General features: G+C 47.0%; 13 protein-coding genes. 12 read left to right on the top strand and 1 reads right to left on the bottom strand.

What is annotated here, in order from left to right; translation table 11 throughout:
• Nucleotides 1-9 precede the first annotated feature (9 nt).
• From gpAD87_RS05085 to gpAD87_RS05100, 4 genes are all read left to right on the top strand, one after another.
• Entirely contained in the window at nucleotides 10-1,407 is a 1,398-nt protein-coding gene (locus tag gpAD87_RS05085) for a glycosyltransferase family 2 protein (RefSeq protein ID WP_170867934.1), read from the top strand.
• Between the two features lie 68 nt (nucleotides 1,408-1,475).
• The gene (locus gpAD87_RS05090) at nucleotides 1,476-2,279 is read left to right on the top strand and encodes a response regulator (protein ID WP_063565621.1); all 804 of its coding nucleotides are present in this window, start codon (nucleotides 1,476-1,478) and stop codon (nucleotides 2,277-2,279) included.
• Between the two features lie 137 nt (nucleotides 2,280-2,416).
• Nucleotides 2,417-3,784, top strand: coding sequence for a nucleotide sugar dehydrogenase (locus gpAD87_RS05095; protein WP_063565622.1), 1,368 nt, complete (start codon nucleotides 2,417-2,419; stop codon nucleotides 3,782-3,784).
• Nucleotides 3,785-3,816: 32 nt separating this feature from the next.
• Nucleotides 3,817-4,716, top strand: a complete 900-nt coding sequence (locus gpAD87_RS05100) for a hypothetical protein (RefSeq protein WP_231952444.1) — start codon at nucleotides 3,817-3,819, stop codon at nucleotides 4,714-4,716.
• A gap of 126 nt (nucleotides 4,717-4,842) precedes the next feature.
• Here gpAD87_RS05100 and gpAD87_RS05105 read toward each other — a convergent pair whose 3' ends face one another.
• Nucleotides 4,843-5,715 (bottom strand): helix-turn-helix transcriptional regulator, encoded by an 873-nt coding sequence (locus tag gpAD87_RS05105; RefSeq protein WP_064636640.1) that lies wholly within the window; start codon nucleotides 5,713-5,715, stop codon nucleotides 4,843-4,845.
• A 464-nt stretch (nucleotides 5,716-6,179) separates the two neighbouring features.
• Between gpAD87_RS05105 and gpAD87_RS05110 the strand changes: the two genes are divergently transcribed.
• The 8 genes from gpAD87_RS05110 (at nucleotide 6,180) to gpAD87_RS05145 (ending at nucleotide 17,611) form a co-directional block, all read left to right on the top strand.
• On the top strand, nucleotides 6,180-7,361 hold the full coding sequence (locus tag gpAD87_RS05110; protein ID WP_064640752.1) for an LLM class flavin-dependent oxidoreductase: 1,182 nt from the start codon (nucleotides 6,180-6,182) through the stop codon (nucleotides 7,359-7,361).
• Nucleotides 7,362-7,506: 145 nt separating this feature from the next.
• Nucleotides 7,507-8,781 carry an ABC transporter substrate-binding protein gene (locus gpAD87_RS05115; RefSeq protein ID WP_064636642.1) on the top strand — a complete coding sequence of 425 codons (1,275 nt, stop codon included), beginning with the start codon at nucleotides 7,507-7,509 and terminating at the stop codon, nucleotides 8,779-8,781.
• A 3-nt stretch (nucleotides 8,782-8,784) separates the two neighbouring features.
• Nucleotides 8,785-9,657, top strand: a complete 873-nt coding sequence (locus gpAD87_RS05120; RefSeq protein WP_197521371.1) for a carbohydrate ABC transporter permease — start codon at nucleotides 8,785-8,787, stop codon at nucleotides 9,655-9,657.
• A gap of 178 nt (nucleotides 9,658-9,835) precedes the next feature.
• Complete coding sequence (locus gpAD87_RS05125) at nucleotides 9,836-10,651, top strand: carbohydrate ABC transporter permease (RefSeq protein ID WP_063565626.1); 816 nt, start codon at nucleotides 9,836-9,838, stop codon at nucleotides 10,649-10,651.
• 114 nt (nucleotides 10,652-10,765) lie between these two features.
• The gene (locus tag gpAD87_RS05130) at nucleotides 10,766-11,983 is read left to right on the top strand and encodes an MFS transporter (RefSeq protein ID WP_063565627.1); all 1,218 of its coding nucleotides are present in this window, start codon (nucleotides 10,766-10,768) and stop codon (nucleotides 11,981-11,983) included.
• A 788-nt stretch (nucleotides 11,984-12,771) separates the two neighbouring features.
• On the top strand, nucleotides 12,772-13,359 hold the full coding sequence (locus gpAD87_RS32945) for a cell wall hydrolase (protein ID WP_064640754.1): 588 nt from the start codon (nucleotides 12,772-12,774) through the stop codon (nucleotides 13,357-13,359).
• A 243-nt stretch (nucleotides 13,360-13,602) separates the two neighbouring features.
• On the top strand, nucleotides 13,603-15,585 hold the full coding sequence (locus gpAD87_RS05140) for an AraC family transcriptional regulator (RefSeq protein WP_064636644.1): 1,983 nt from the start codon (nucleotides 13,603-13,605) through the stop codon (nucleotides 15,583-15,585).
• 466 nt (nucleotides 15,586-16,051) lie between these two features.
• Entirely contained in the window at nucleotides 16,052-17,611 is a 1,560-nt protein-coding gene (locus gpAD87_RS05145) for a contractile injection system protein, VgrG/Pvc8 family (RefSeq protein ID WP_064636646.1), read from the top strand.
• The last annotated feature ends 11 nt before the right edge of the window (nucleotides 17,612-17,622 follow it).

The raw sequence follows: 17,622 nt of genomic DNA on the forward strand, positions 1-17,622 counted from the left end.
ATCTACGGCATGGTTGCAATCTATTATGTCGTTGCCGTAAATACGCTTTACTTTTCCATTCTGGCCTTATCATTCCGTAATATTTGGACGATCTTCAGGCGATCGCATTATTCCAAATACAATACGTTGTCAGGCTCGGAGCTGGTACCCTCGGTTTCCTTGCTGGTGCCCGCATATAACGAGGAACTGACGATTATTGAAAATGTGAACTGTCTGATGACGCTGAATTATCCAACGTATGAAGTCATCGTGGTGAATGATGGTTCAAGCGATACGACCCTGAAGGTGTTGCTGGAAGAATATCGTCTGAAGCCGGTACCCAACACGATGATTAGGGGCAAGATTTCCTGTCAGAAAATTCGCGGGATCTACCACAATCCGGAATTTCCTGACCTGTATGTCATTGACAAGGAAAACGGCGGGAAGGCCGATTCCCTCAATGCCGGGATCAACCTGTCTCATTATCCGTTGATTTCTTCCATCGATGCCGACTCTTTGCTGGAGAAGGATGCCCTGATTCGTATGGCTCGCATGTATATGGAGAATCCGGAAGAGACGGTGGCTATTGGCGGGGATGTACGGATAGCCAACGGCTGCAAAATCGAGAATGGGGCAGTGCAGGACGTTTCACTGCCTCGCAAGATTTGGCCGATGTTCCAGTCCATCGAGTATCTCAAAGCTTTTCTCGGCGGACGGATCGGTTGGAGTCATATGAATGGTCTGATCATCGTCTCGGGTGCCTTCGGCATGTTCCGCAAGGATGCGGTTATTGCGGTTGGGGGATACCGGGACGGTTATCCGGGTGAAGACATGAACATTATCATCAAACTTCACCGTTATATGTTGGAGAATAAATTGAAATACCGCGTAGCCTTCTGCCCTGAAGCCGTGTGCTGGACACAGGCGCCGGATTCCTACCGGATCTTGTCCAGTCAGCGCAAACGCTGGGGACGTGGAAATCTGAAGAACATGATCGAGAATCGCGGCATGTTGTTCAACCCGAAATATAAAGTCATGGGCATGCTGACCATGCCGTACAACATTCTTTTTGAAGCGCTGAATCCGTATTTCCGAATTACCGGACTTCTCGCTCTAACGGGATATGTACTGATGGATATGACCCAGTGGCCGATACTTGTGCTCTTTGGATCGCTCAACATTGTGAGTGGTTATCTGCTCAGTGTGGGAGCCCTTGTGCTTGAGGAAATTGCATTCAAGCGGTATAACAAGCTATCCGATCTGGTCAAAATGCTGTTCTACTCCGCTCTGAAATTCGTCGGCTATCATCAGCTCGGCGTGCTGTGGAGATTGCAGGGGCATATCCAGTTCATGCAAAACAACAACTCATGGGGTACCATGACACGCCAGAGCTGGTCCGAGGAAGAGAAGACAAGCGAGGCGGCTTAAGCACAGCGTAATCAAAGTAATACAGCAGAAACAATATAGATAACCGAGGGAGAAGGGTGGAAAAGAACATGCCAAATACGGCGACATTGCAGCGTGAGGCTGCCGTTAATGTGTACCGCAGTGTAGAACAGGGATTGAAAGAAACGGGTGCCGAAACATGCGGCTTAATGTTCATCCATTGTGCAGGGCAGTCTCAGCCTGAGCAGCAGGTCAGGACACATCTGGAGCAGACCAGTGAGTCTGCCTACCAGGTCTGGCAGGATGGAGCCACACAGGCACTTGCTGTCCTGCTGCCAGGGTTGACACTGGATGAGGTTCATTATGAGGGGCTTCGCATCAAGCATGAATTGCAGGAGACGGTACCTGGTGCCGATCCGCAAATCACGCTGGCAAGTTTCCCGGCAGGTGAGCGTCCTTCAAAGGCAACCATTCAACATATGGCTGAGTCCGCCAAGCTGGTAGATCCGTCGGAGATTCATATCTACACGCTGGACAAGACGGCAGACGAGCCGGAACGAATTTTGATTGTGGATAACGATCCGACCGTACGCGAGTTTCTGCAATTGCGTCTGAAGATGCAGGGGTATGAAACCTATGAAGCGGTGGACGGACTGGCTGCACTGGAACTGATTGAGAAAATCACGCCTGACCTCGTTCTGACCGAATTGAATCTGTATGGCATTGATGGCCTGCCGTTCATTCAACATATCCAGAACCTGGATGTGGCTCAGCCGCCCAAAATCGTCGTATTAACGGAACAGCGTGTGGAACAAACGATCAGTCAATGCTTCCGCAGCGGAGTCGATGATTATATGACCAAACCGTTCTCACCTGTGGAGCTGGATGCCCGAATCAGGCGTTGCCTGCATTAAACGCAACCACAAGTAAAGCCAAGAGAAACAGATAGCCTTCATTAATTTTTATCAGACAAATAAGTACATCTACAGACAAACATCTATCAAATGGATTCGTCAATCAACCAAACAAATACACTGTTGGAGGGAATATCATGGAGAATCAACAATTCCACACATTACTGAATGCTATTGAAAATAAAGAAGCGGTGCTCGGCGTGGTCGGGCTCGGTTACGTAGGATTACCACTTGCGGTGGAAATGGTCAATCAGGGTTTCACGGTAATCGGAATTGATCTGGATGCATCCAAAGTGGAGAGCATCTATCAGGGAGATTCCTATATTCACGATATTTCGTCCGAGGAATTGAAAAAAGTGATGCAAAGCGGCCGCTTCCAGCCTACAACGGATTACAGCATGCTGCGAGTGATCGACGCGCTGAGCATCTGCGTACCTACACCGCTTAGTGAAAATCAGGACCCGGATACGTCTTATATCGAGACGGTTGTGGATCAGATTAAACTGCACATGAAACCAGGCATGCTGATTACGCTGGAGAGCACCACTTATCCGGGTACAACCGAAGAACTGATCCAGGATGAGCTGGACAAGATCGGACATGAAGCAGGCAAAGACTACTTCCTGTGCTTCTCGCCTGAACGTGTGGACCCGTCCAACGGACGATTCACTACTTTTAATACACCAAAAGTAATCGGGGGAACAACTGAAGCTTGCCTCAAACTGGGAACAGCGTTGTACAGCAAATACGTTGAAACGGTTGTACCTGTATCTTCACCAAAAGTGGCTGAAATGTCCAAACTGCTGGAAAATACATTCCGCAGCGTAAACATTGCCTTTGTTAATGAAATGGCAATGATGTGTGACCGTATGGGCATCGATATCTGGGAAGTTATCGACGCAGCTGCGACGAAGCCGTTTGGATTCATGCCTTTCTATCCGGGCCCTGGCATCGGTGGTCACTGCATCCCGCTTGATCCGATGTACCTGTCCTGGAAGGCTAAAGGATTCCGTTTCTACAGCAAGTTCATTGAGCTGGCGCAATCCACCAATGACAATATGCCATATTATGTACTGAACAAAACATCAACCATTCTGAATGAATACGCGAAATCGGTACGTAAATCCAACATTCTGTTGCTTGGTATGTCGTACAAACCGAATATTGCCGATTTGCGTGAATCTCCAGGACTGGAAATCTATGAACAGTTCAAGGAAGGTGGAGCCAATGTCAGCTATTATGATCCACATGCTGAATCGTTCCTGGACAAGCATGGCGAGACGGTATATAGCGAAGTGTTCAACTTGGAACAGTTCAAGAAGTACGACTGCATCGTGCTGATCACCAACCACAGCGATTTGCCTTACTTTGATATTGCCGAGATGGGCGTGCCGATTCTGGATACACGTAATGCGTTCAAAACGTATCCACATCCGCACATTTACAAGATTGGTCATTCGGTACAGCACCCTGTGCTTGAGCCAAGTGAAGCGTTGCTCGTCTGAGGAATATAACGAACAAGTGGGGCAAACTGTCGGTGAAGGCAAAATGGGCCATCTTGGCCCTGCTGTTCTGCCTGCTTCTTCTGCCCTGGCTACTCAAATGGTTTTCACATGAGGAACACAAAGCGACCTGGCTGTGGGACGCTTCCATTATTGCAGAGCAGACGCCTGAAATTATCTCCTTCTCCAAGGCGCAGGGCGTGAATACCATTTTCCTGCAAATTCAGGATGAGGTACCCGATGCGACATACCGCAAATTCATCGCGGCTGCGAGGCAGGCTGAGATCGAAGTACATGCCCTTAATGGTCATGCAGACTGGGCCTATACGGAGAAGCGGGAAGAGGGACTTGCGTTTATTGAAAAAGTACGGGAATATAATGCAGCTTCGGCCAAAAATGAACGCTTTGAGGGAATTCAGCTGGATGTTGAGCCTTATCAGCTAAAACGCTGGGAGAACGAGCAGAATAGCGTCATTGCGGAGTGGAGCGACAACATGAAGGCGTGGACCAAAGCTGGTAATGATGCTGGACTCTACATGAGTGCCGCAATCCCTTTCTGGCTGGATGCACGCGAGTCGGCAGAAGGCGGAGGTACATTCAGCCGCTGGGTAATTGATCACTTTGATGCGGTAGCCATCATGGCCTATCGGGATAGTGGTCAGCAGATGTATGATCTGTCCAAGGAAGAGCTGGATGAAGCGGATGAGCTTGGCAAGAAGGTATGGGTTGGAGCCGAACTGGCTGATACGCATGAGGGCGATCATCTAACCTTTTTCAGCAAATCTATCACCAATATGGACGAAGAAATAAAGAAAGTGTTTGATCTCGGCGCTTCTCATTCATCTTTTGCAGGTGTTGCGGTGCATCATTATGAAGCATGGTATGCAAAGGAAAACGGAATTCCGCTGGCTCGAAAGAGCGAGGAGAAGAAGTAGCGGGTGTATATAATAGGTATATGCAGTTTAAGAAAGAGCACTGTAATATGTAATGAGGAAAAGGCAAGTCTCCGAGCAAGGAGGCTTGCCTTTTTTGCTTTTCGTTAGCATGCGGCTGGCGACAAATCAGCTTTTATTGTTCTCGGCCGTTCGATATCGGTTGGGTGGCAGACCCACCTGCTTTTTGAACGCTTTGGAGAAAGAAAACAGATCAGGGTAACCCACCGAATGCGCTACTTCAGTTAACGTTAACGGGGTCTGAACAAGCAGCCGTTTGGCCTGATTCATTTTGAGACGTTGAATATACTGGACAGGAGACAGGCCGTAGGCTTTACGGAATTGTTTGGCAAAATGGGTCCGATCCACGCCAGCGTGAGAAGATACACCTTCCACGGTAATGCCGCCGGCAAAGTGAATATCCATGTACTCCTTACCCTTTTGCAGCCAGGGTGTGGCAGAGTCTGGTTGAAGCACTCGGGTAGCAGGGGATTTGGAAATCCGGTCAAACAATCCGAGAAAACGGGTAAGTCGTCCCAGGTCGCTTGCGCCTCCCTGAGGTTTGCGAACCTCTTCCATAAAAGCACGCATGCCACTTGCCGTCTCCGGCGTGAGTACACCTGAACGATGCGGCGCGTCTGGAGTAAGCCCGATTCGTGCCAAAAGTTCAGCTGCATGTTTTCCATCAAAGGCAATGAAAATTTTGTGCAAAGATTCCTTTGGGTCGGACCAGTACTCATGGGTAACCTGTGGATACAGGCAGAATGCATCGCGGGCACGCAGGGAATAACGATGTCCGTTCTGTATGAAAGTTCCCTCGCCTTCCAGAACAAAAATTAAATAATGAAAAGGCGTCGTTCGAGGGCCGATATGATAGTTGCTCTTGGCTATATTACGACCGATTCGAATCGGCCATGCTCCACCGGCTTTCTCGAATTCAGACGGAGTAAAAAAAATAATATCCAAAAACTCGTGGTGGTCCTCCTTCATGCTCTCGATCATCAGGAACACCTCTTTAATATAAGTATAGTTTGTAATCTCTGAAAGTTTCTCTTATAACCTATTATACAGGTGGGTTTTGTAAATATTCAAGATCGAGAAGACCTATTCCTGTGAATTCACCACAAAATGACAAAATAAAATGGCCGCGAAATGACATTGATCACAGACAAATCAATTGTTATGATGTCCATACCTATTAAACCAAGTTAATTAATCGGCATTTGGAAGTGTACGTACTTATAAATTCAACTTTAAGAATTACACGGCAACGTAGGGGACAGAAAAGACCTGAAGAAGCGAAGCGTGCGCCTTTGTCACCGGATTTTCCCTTGAAAAGGGAATTAAAAGAAATCTGGGGACAAGAGTGATCGAAAGGTTTTCTGTAACCGAAGTGCTGAGTGAAACTATTCATTAGATCAATTTATGACCAGAAGGGATTGACTTGCGTGAGCGAACAGGAAGAGATGAAGTTTGGTTGGTTTTTGCCTACAGCAGGAGACGGAAAATATGTAGGAGTTGCCCCGGAGCGGGAACCGAGCCTGGATTATTTGGTTCAAGTAGCGCAGACAGCGGAGACGGCAGGTTTTGAATTTGTATTGATTCCGACAGGTGGAGCCTGTCTGGATGCGTGGGTTGTGGGTTCGGCTGTCATGAGTCACACGAAAACACTGCGTCCGCTTGTGGCCATTCGACCGGGTCTGGTCACCCCTGTATTGGCGGCGCGAATGGGAGCGGCACTGGATCAACTTTCTGACGGTCGTGCCATGATCAATGTGGTGACAGGCAGTTCGGTTCGGGATTTGGAGGAACTGGGAGATCCACTGGCTCATGCCCATGATGAACGTTATGAACGGGCGAGCGAGTACATGGAAGTGATGAAGCGTTCATGGACACAATCGGCCGGGCTCAATCTGACCGAGTTTGCTGGAAGTGGTGCTCAGTCGAATCAGGAAGCATCCGAAGACAATTCGGAGTTTAACGGTAAGTATTATAATTTCAAAGGTCCGGTAGGCATGCCTGAAACGGTGCAAAATCCGTATCCGCCGTTCTACTTGGGTGGAAGTTCACCGATTGCAAAGCGGGTCGCTGTTGAGCACGCAGATACATTCCTCATGTGGGGAGAGCCGCATGACTGGATTCAGGAGCAGATCGAAGAAATTGAAGTCATTCGCGAACAGATCAAAGAGGAAACCGGACAAGATCGTCAGTTGCGTTACGGCATGCGGGCACAAGTACTCATTCGGGATACGGAAGAAGAAGCATGGGCGGCGGCTTGGGAGATTATTAGCAAAGTACCACCAGAGGCCATCGAAAAAGCCAAAGCAGGCTTCGCAGAGACGGATGCAACCAACCAACGCAGACAGAATGAGCTGCGGGAACTGTCCGAGAAGCAGCAGTTTGTCGTAGGTCCCAACCTGTGGACAGGTTTGTCAGTTGTACGTTCCGGCGGAGCAATCCTCATTGTGGGTACAGCAGAACAGGTCGCAGAACGATTGATGGAATATGGAGATCTCGGCGTGACCACATTTATATTGTCGGGATATCCGCATCTGGAAGAAGCCGAAATCTTCGGACGGACAGTCATGCCGATTATTCGCAGCAAATGGAGCGCCAGACAGAAACAGCACTCAGTTACCACTAACTAAATAAGTGAAACCTTTTTTACACGGTAACGAAGAGGGCAGAAAAAATCTGGGGATAACAGCGATTGGAAGATGGTTCTGACCGCGTAGTGGTTCAGTGTAAAATCATTGTTTAACTTATATAACATCCTTCAGGAGGTCTTCTTTCATGAGAAAAAAACAAAAATATATCCTGCCCCTTGTCAGTATGCTGGTAATGTCCATCCTGCTGTCTGCCTGCGGCGGCGGAGATAACGCGGCATCAGGAGGGGGCGATTCCTCCGGTTCGGGCAAAGTAACAATCAGCTTCATGCACTGGCGTGGAGAGGATGTGGAAGCACTGAACAAGACGATTGATGCGTTTGAAAAGGAAAATCCGAACATCCATGTGGAAATGCAGACTCTTCCTTCAGACCAATATCAATCCACTGTACAATCCAAAATCAGTGACGGTTCAGTTGGGGATGTATTTGCTTCCTTCCCTGGTGCACAGTTCGAAGCCTTCACCAAAGCCGGATTGTTCACTGATCTGACTGGATCGTCGTTTCTGTCTGCATACAATCCTAAGCTAATTGAAGCAGGCCAGCACGATGGCAAGCAATATGCAATTCCTTATCAACTCGTATATAACGATCCAATCTACAATGTGAAGTTGTTCGAAAAATATGGATTGACCCCGCCAACGGATTGGGAAGGCTTCCTGGCACTATGCCAGACGCTGAAAGACAACGGCATCATTCCGATTGCATTTGCTGGAGCGGATATTGGTCCAGGCCAATTCATGAATACGATGGTGATGAACAATGCACCGAGTGACGACATTTTTACCAAAGTGGAAGCCGGAGAGGTCAAACTAACGGATGAGTTTTGGATGAAAACCTTAACTCAGATCAAAGAACTGAACGACAAAGGATACTTCCAGCAGGACGCACTGGGAACGAAAGACCCGGCAGCGGGAGCACTCTTTATCCAGGAGAAAGCAGCCATGCTGGCGAGCGGATCGTATCAGTTAGCACAGAACAAGCTTCAAAATCCGAATCTGGAGCAGAAGCTGCTTGCACCGATTACCGTAAGTGCCGATCAAGCGAAGTATGAAGGCGTTCATACCACGACATTTATGCTTGCGGTGAACAGTAAGTCCAAACACCCGGAAGAAGCGAAGAAGTTCATCGAATTCCTGAGCAACCCGGAGGTGGCTGGCGAATACGCCAACCAGACGGGACAGAATGTAACGGTGAATGATGTGAAGTACGATACACCTGAGCTCCAGGTTGCCGGAGATTGGGCGAGCAAAAAAACCGTGTTCCAGCCACGGTTCACTATCCTGAACGGAGATAATCAGAAAGCAGTAACCAACTCCATTCAGGCTGTACTGAGCGGCACTTCTCCTGAAGAAGCAGCGCAGCAAGCACAGGCGATCATTGATCAGCATATCGGGAAATAAACGATGAAGAACCGTATTCAGCTATCCATGTTTTTGTTTCCCGGGTTGTTGCTGTACGTTGCACTGTTCATATTTCCTACATTGACGGGGCTGTTCTACTCCTTTACGGATTGGGACGGGGTATCCCCGTCGTATGCATTTGTAGGGCTGGATAATTATAAGGACAGTCTCAGCAGCATCGTATTTCGCAAAGCTTTTGGCAACAACGTCGAGTTCATGTTAACGGTTGTCATTGCGCAAACCTTTATTTCACTTGTTCTGGCGCTGCTTTTGGTACGTAACACAAAGACACGCATCGCGCTCCGGGCGCTCTATTTTCTGCCTGCGATTCTGTCCTCTGTATCGGTGGGTCTGATCTGGGCTTTTATGTACGATCCTTCGATCGGGTTGATTAACTATGGATTGAACGAGGCAGGTATGGGGAGCATCGCCCACAACTGGATTGGTGATCCGAAGATCGCAATCTACTCGATAGCCGCTGTACAAGTCTGGGCACATGCCGGGCAGATGATGATCGTGTTTATCGCAGGTCTGCAAGGCATTCCAGCGGAGCTGTATGAAGCAGCACGTATGGATGGCGGCAGCAAATGGCAGGTATTCCGTACCGTGACCTGGCCTTTGCTTGCACCTTCGGCAACGATTGTCGTGGCCTATACCACGATTCAATCCTTCAAGGCTTTTGATCTCATTTTCACGATGACAGACGGAGGACCGAACTACGCTACTGAAATTTTGACGACATACATCTATCATACCGCCTTTGGCAGCTACTCATTTGGCCTTGCTTCTGCGGGTTCGATGATTTTCCTGGTTCTGCTCGCTTTGCTGACGTTATTGCAGTTCAAGGCGCTGCGTGCCGACCGGGTAAGCTATTAACGATTGGACGGATTGATATGTTCGTGAATAGGTGATTTGTGAGTATTCTAATTGTTAAACGAATTATTGAACGAGTTCTGGATTTCATTACGTTGAAATGACTTTAGGGCAGAAAACTTGAATGAGAACGATGCCTGAGCAGACCTAAAAGAATTAAAGAAGAAGGGAGGGGGTTCCTATGGTTTTAAAATGGTTCAATCGACTGATCCTATTGGTGTACGCCCTGTTAATTCTTGTGCCGCTGTACTTTGTATTTGTGTCATCGTTCAAAACGAGCAGCAACTTCTTCATCAGTCCATTTAGCTGGCCGGACCCGTTTACGTGGGATAATCTCACTGGTATGTTTCGCAATCAGCCGATGTGGCAGTATTTCGGGAACAGTCTGGTCGTGACGCTGGGCACGGTTGCGATTGAGTTATTGCTCAGCAGCATGATTGCGTATGCCATTGTCCGCTGGGGTGGCAGCGTGGGCAAAATTGTGTTTGCTTTGTTTGTTGCAGGTCTAATCGTTCCTTCCCAAGTGAGCATGCTGCCGATCTATTCTCTGACGCGTACGCTCGGGTGGTCGGACAGTCTGACAGGACTCATTGTAGTATCAGCTGCGATGTTAATGCCGGTCTCCGTATTTATGCTGACGGGTTTTATGCGTATGCTGAATGCGGAAATACTGGAAGCGGGCAGTATGGATGGAGCAAGCGAGTGGAGGCTCTATACACGAATTGCGCTACCACTCGCTGCACCTTCTCTGGCAGCTACAGCCACGTTCCTGCTCGTGATGGTCTGGAATGACTTGCTCATTCCGATGCTAATGCTCAGCAGTAAGTCCAAGCTAACGTTACCACTCGCACTCATGCAGTTCCGCGGGGAATACGTGACGAACTATCCAATGATGCTCACCGGTGTGCTGGTAACAGCCATTCCGATGATCGTGCTGTTCATTCTGCTTCAGCGTTATTTTGTAGCAGGCCTGACAGCGGGTTCACTCAAGGGGTAAGGTATAGGAAGAAGATCAACGGATATGCGTATTTTACATTGATTTCTGGATCATTCTGCATAATAATGGTTTAGTGTCAGAATGACTACATAGAGATCAAGGGAGCTATAAGACATGAGCAAACTGGAAGTATTGCGGAATCCCAAGCAGCGCAAGCTGCTGTTCAGTGCCGGCATGAGCTGGCTGTTTGATGCAATGGAAGTCGGCATGATTTCCTTCATCGTGGCTGCACTCGCCAAGGAATGGAGTCTCAGTCCCGGACAAGTCGGGGTGCTTACGAGTATCAACTCCATCGGTATGGCGCTCGGTGCATTGCTTGCGGGGGCACTTGCGGACCGTTTCGGCCGAAAGGCCATTTTGATGTGGACTCTACTGATCTTTACGATCGCGAGCGGTCTGTCAGCCTTGGCCACCGGATTCGCTGTATTGTGTGTACTGCGTCTGATTGCAGGTATCGGCCTCGGCGGAGAGCTGCCCGTGGCATCTACATTGGTATCGGAGTCGATGCCTACGGCAGAACGTGGACGTGCAGTTGTACTGCTGGAGAGTTTCTGGGCAGGTGGCTGGATTGTATCGGCACTCATTGCCAACTTTGTTATCCCGGAATATGGCTGGAGAATTGCTTTTGCCATTGGTGCCGTTCCAGCGTTCTATGCGCTGTATCTGCGCCGTGCCATTCAGGACCCGCCTCGTTACAAGAACAATACCAAGATTAAGAAAATCACGTTCCGCGAAAAGGTAGCGACGGTCTGGTCGGCACCGCATCGCCGCACAACGTTGATGCTCTGGATCTTGTGGTTTACCGTCATTTTCTCTTATTATGGCATGTTCCTGTGGTTGCCGTCGGTTGTTATGGCAAAAGGCTTTACGTTGGTCAAAAGCTTCCAGTACGTGCTGATTATGACGATCGCACAGCTGCCAGGTTACTTCACGGCGGCGTACTTCATTGAGCGGTTTGGCCGCAAATTTGTACTTGTCGTTTATCTTACATTGACAGCAGTAAGTGCGATTGCTTTTGGACTGGCAACAACGGAAGCGACGATCCTGACCGCAGGTATCTGTCTTTCCTTCTTCAATCTGGGAGCTTGGGGCGGTCTGTACGCATACAGTCCGGAATTGTACCCCACTTCCGTTCGTTCAACAGGTGTGGGTCTTGCTACATCGGTAGGCCGGATTGGGGGCGTGCTTGCTCCATTAATGGTTGGTATGTTGGTTCAGCGTGAAGTCGCAATCAGCCTAATTTTCACGATTTTCTTCGTGACCATCCTCATTGGCGCTGCGGCTGTGCTGTTCCTGGGCCGGGAAACCAAGGGTCTGGAGCTGGCCGAATAAATGTCAATAAATACAACGCAACTTTTGTGCGGGTCTGCCTGCCTACGACTATAACGGGGTGGATAAGCGGTAGAAGGTTGATACAAGAAGAGGCATGACTATGGCGTGACCATGGGCTCATGCCTCTTTTTGATGTGTTTGGAGTGGATTTTCGCCTGCGCCATCGGTCCGATAGACGTCACTTTTTCTATATCCTATAATGACACTCGGGATGTAGGGCCGTGAGGATTCAGGGGGGAGAAGTGGGATCTGGATTCAGAAAAGTGGAGGTTAATCTAATCATGAAGAACAATATTGAAATGGATCAAACGTGTGAAATGAATGAATTGAACGAAGTGAATGCAGAGAATATGATGAATGAGCAGAATAGAATCAGTGACAAGAATAGAATGAATGAAAAGCATATGATGAGTGGACAGAATGGCGTGTGTGAAGTAGTACGTGTGACTGATAATGTCGGTATGAATGTAATGTACAGCTATAATGGCAACGATAAGATAAGTGAGATAAACGGGAGATATGATGTGATTGATCTTACTCCTGTTAAAGAGATGAAAGAAATGAAACAGATGAAAATGACGAGCTATATCTACAGCCTAGATGAAGAGTCTAGATTAGATAACGGGGATGAGAGGCTTGATCTGCATGATTTGCACACAAGCACCGACCACATGGAACCTATTACCATTAGCCGGAAAATCACCCATCGCAGAGGGAGAAAGGCTGGCAAAAGAGCAGGACGAGTCAGTGTGCTTCTCGGTGCCTTCGCAATGGCTCTCGGTCTCACGATGGCAGCTCCGTCTGCCGGGGCGCAGAAGCTGGAACAGGGCGTTCGCGGTGAACATGTGCTGCAATTGCAGGAGCAATTAAACGAACTGGGGTATTTTAAAGCTGGATTGACCGGATATTACGGTTCTATTACCAAAGGCGCTGTCCGTAAGTTCCAGCAGGCTCAGGGGCTGAGTGCGGATGGGATTGCAGGCCCGGCAACACTCAACAGACTGAACAAGAAGGCTGCTGCCCAAGGTAACACGCTGCGCCAGCTTGCGAAGCTGATTCATGGGGAAGCACGGGGAGAGTCCTTTGAAGGGCAGGTTGCTGTAGGTGCGGTCGTCTTGAATCGAGTGCATTCGAATGCATTTCCATCATCGATCCCCAAAGTAATTTTCCAAAAAGGGCAGTTCACGGCTATAGACGATGGACAGTTTAATACGAAGCCAACCCAGACTTCCTATCAGGCAGCTCGTAAAGCCTTGAATGGTACTGATCCGACACACGGAGCACTCTATTATTACAATCCGAAGATTGCGACTTCATTGTGGAGTAAGAGCAGACCAACGTTGCTGACGATTGGGCAGCATGATTTTACAAGGTGAGTTAGGTTAAGAGATATAAGTAATAATTAAAATAATGGTGAACCCCGGTTGTGCGCTGCTGAATGCAGATGTGCTGCCGGGGTTCTGTTGGTTCTGGAGAGGGAGTTTAGGAATTTCTTCCTTAACTTTAAGTCGTCCTCTAATTGACAATGATTATCGTTATCGAATATAGTCAAATTGAATTATAAAGGGATTTATTACTGAATGTAGGTTCAGTATGTGGTCAAACGGGGGAGAAAAATAGTGAACTGGGAAGAGTATATTCAAATGTGGGACCATTCATCGATTCAGCTGGTGGATATTCGCCAAATTGTAATAAGTAGCGGGGGGAAGCAGCAATATCATCTCCCAGTCAGTGGTTTTATATATATCGTGCAAGGACAAGGCTCCATTTCATTAGATGAAGATATACATATATTTAAACGGTTTTATCTACTACATGCAGGAAAAGGAAGTAGAATCAGGATCGAGGCCGGGCAATATGAGGTCACGTACTATTACATTTTATATAGAGGTAGTATGTCACCCAAAGCTAGCAAAGAAATTCAGAACAACTATGACATGAATAACCCTTTTCAGCTACCGTATGCCTACCAGCCTCTTGCTCCGCTTAATCTATATCGCCATGTGGATTCAATGTATGAGGAATGGAGCCGAAGACAGGTATTTGAACGTTTTCATGTGAAAATCTTTTTTTACCAGTTCGTATATACACTAGTCCAGCAACTGAAGCTTCAAGGAGTTACTTCAAAGGAAAAGGATATGGTAGAAGAGATCATCCAGTACATTCACGAACATTTTAATCAATCTATTTCTCTTGAGTCCTTGGCTGAACAATGGAATTATAGCATTCAATATTTATCGAAACAGTTTAAACTTCGTACGGGCAGAAGTCCTATCGAATACGTGATTCAGGCGCGGATGGCTAAAGCAAAAGAATTAATGATTCGGACAGATGCCACTGCACAGGAGATTGCTTCAAGTGTAGGTTATAGTGATGTTTTTTATTTCACACGTCTGTTCAAGAAGCAGGTCGGGATGACGCCGGGTCAATATAAAAAGAAAATGAAGGAGAGCTTAGGTGATTCAGATAGTCCATGGGAAGGGTTCGTATCCTCTATGGGCAAACATTCTTCTACTTGTTATGTTATTGATGATAATCATTATCAATACAAAACAGAAGGGGATAGACAGATGTATAGAGGAACAAGATCGAAGATGGTATTAACACTCATGTTATGTTTTACATTGATGCTTGCAGCATGCACGAATGGGAACTCCAGTCAAAATAATAGCCAGGGGTCAGCAGGCGGAAATTCAAATCAGAGTGCAGATTCTAGTCAAAATATGCCTACCAATGAGGCCAAAGAAGATACGAGCATGCGGAAAGTATCAACGGTCATGGGAGAAGTTAGTGTTCCGGCACATCCCAAACGTGTTGTTGTGGACTGGGATTTAGGGCCCGTCTTGGCTGTAGGAGTAACGCCTGTTGGAGCGTCCAGTACACAAATGAACTTTGCCAAGTTTCTGAAACCTTATTTACCTGACACGGTTCAAGATATTGGTTTGGAGGGAAGTATCTCTTTAGAGAAGGTATTGGATTTGACTCCAGATATCATCATTACTTGGAATACCGCGGCCTATGAAAGTTACTCCAAAATTGCACCGACCGTCGTGTTTGAGACAAGCAAGTACTCAACGATTCAGGAAGAAATCACAGCCATGGGCGATATTCTGGGGCGACAAGAAGAAGCTAAAAAGTGGAATGAAGATTTTGAAAAGCGTACGGAAGCTGCCCGCAATAAAATCAGAAATGTAATTCCTGAAGATGCAACGATCTCCATTGTGGATTATATTACTGTAGACAAATTTTTGATGGTGATTGGCAATGCAGGCGAGCGTGGGGGAAGAGCTACATACGATATTTTGGGACTAAACCCAACCCCTAAAGTGAAAAGTGAAATCATTGACAAAAAAGAAGACCGTATTGAAGTCTCATGGGAGACTGTAAACGATTATGTAGGCGACTACGTCATTGTGCTTAGTGTTGAAGGCAAAGAGCCACCCAAGCTCCCAGTGACGTGGACAACCTTAGATGCGGTCAAAAATCATCATGTAATTGAGATTGAAATGGAAAAATATTTTGCGGCGGATTCATTCTCATCCCTTTTACAAGCAGAAGATATTGCCGACAAGATCACGAAAATTGCTGCCAGTTCTAAATGATTAAATGCTCCAATTGGATTTAGGCTTTCAATGGCAAACTTGAAACAACGCACACCGATTGAACATCAATGCCTATCATAGCTTAACTATTTTAGTTAGAGGGTACCATCAAAGTCGCCTACATGGCGGCTTTTTTGGCAACCTATTCAAATGTACAATAGTAGAGATTTAGAGATTCTATCCAAATGGATATGGGGGAAGAAAAAAAGGAATAGAGGATACTATTTAATATGGACTATTAACATAATGATGCTCAAATAAGAATCCAAAGCGTAGGAATAAAGGAGGAGTAGCAAGCGCGCTGCTCTTTTTTATTCGCGTTTAGGAATTTATGGAATATGAGTAAAGTCTTATTTTATATCCTTTTTATTGAATTTAAGGATAATGTATAAACAAACATATGTTAAAAGTCGATAAATAGTAAATTAAAGCATCAGAATAAAAAAAAGTAAGTAGGTGAGAGGTCATGACACTCGCGACAATTAGTTACGAGCAACTCCAGATACAGCCTTTTGAGATTCGAATACATCAAGTTGCGATACATATGAAAGTTCATGAGCACGGGAAGTTAAGATTCACTGGGGTCATTCCAGAGGAAAAAGAAGAGCAATACGTACGTATGGCCGATGAGAGCACTCCCGTTGAATTGTTTTATACCGATGAACATGGACAAAAACAGCGGTTATTTCACGGTGTCATTCTGAAGCTCCAGGTCAGAGTGGAAAATCAGGTGTACTGGCTAGAGGCGGAAGCCGTCTCGCATACGCATGCCATGGATATTAAGCGCGAGACACGTTCCTTTCAGAATGCTGCCAGTTTGATTCCAGATGTCATGCAGAAGATTAGCGGGCTCTATCCAGACGGTCAGACATTCAATACGTTTATGGAAAAGAAAAAACTTGGAGCTTATACACTCCAATACCAGGAGACCGACTGGGAGTTTCTGCAGCGATTAGCGTCTCATTATCATACGGTATTGATTCCTGTATCAACGGAAAAACGCATTCGTATCTATCTAGGTATACCCGAGCAACGGGATGCAGGCAAGCTGGAAGCAACGCATTACCGCATGTATAAGGACATGCTGGCCTATCAACAAGAAGCGCAAGGTGCTAGTGGCCTTAGTGAACAGGCTTATATCCGATATGAAGTTAAGGTACATGACCGAGTTTTGAAACTTGGGGATGAGGTACAGTTTAAAGGGCAAAGACTCAAAGTCTTTGAAATTCGGACCGAAATGCAGCAAGGGCTACTTATCCACCATTATGTGCTCGGGCACATGAAATCTGCTTATCAACGTAAGCGATACAACTCACGCCTTGTCGGTGCATCCATTTCAGGACAGATTATGGGCGTCGTGAGAGATGAGGTTAAAGTCCAGTTGGACTGTGATCAGGAATGGAGTCTGGCCACGGCCAATCTGTTCCCTTACTCCACCATGTATGCTTCGGATGATCAGACTGGGTGGTACTGTATGCCTGAGCAAGGGGATAGTATCCGTCTTTACTTTCCTAATGCAAGGGAGGCGGAAGGCATTGCACTGAGCTCTGTTCGCAAGAAAATACCGGAAGAGGCCATCTCATCACCTTCTTCGTCGCCTGCATCGGCCCAAACTACCCAAACTGGAGGTGGTGGAGGAGGGATCACCACTACGGTTGTTCAGCAGGAGCAATTGCAGCCCATTGTGCAATATGACAAGGATTTAAAAGAAGATCTGATGGCCAATCCCAACACCAAATTCCTCCTTACACCGACTGGACAGAAGATTACCTTTGAAGAAGACAAAATCACTATTACTGGAGCCACAGGAGGAGCGACTCTGACGCTGACCAGTGCGGGAACCATTATCCTGAACTGTGAGAACAAGATTACCCTTCAGGCAAGTAAGCAGATTGAAATGGTATCCGAGTCCGTCGTCATGCTAGCTAACCAAATAGATCTGTCAACCAAGGATGGAAACGGCGGCCTAACCATCGACCAAGGCCAGGTTGTCATTAAAGGAATTGAGATCTTAATGAACCAATAAAGACAGTGAGG

The sequence above is a fragment of the Paenibacillus sp. AD87 genome (genome assembly GCF_001659845.1).
Taxonomy (GTDB): Bacteria; Bacillota; Bacilli; order Paenibacillales; family Paenibacillaceae; genus Paenibacillus; species Paenibacillus marchantiae.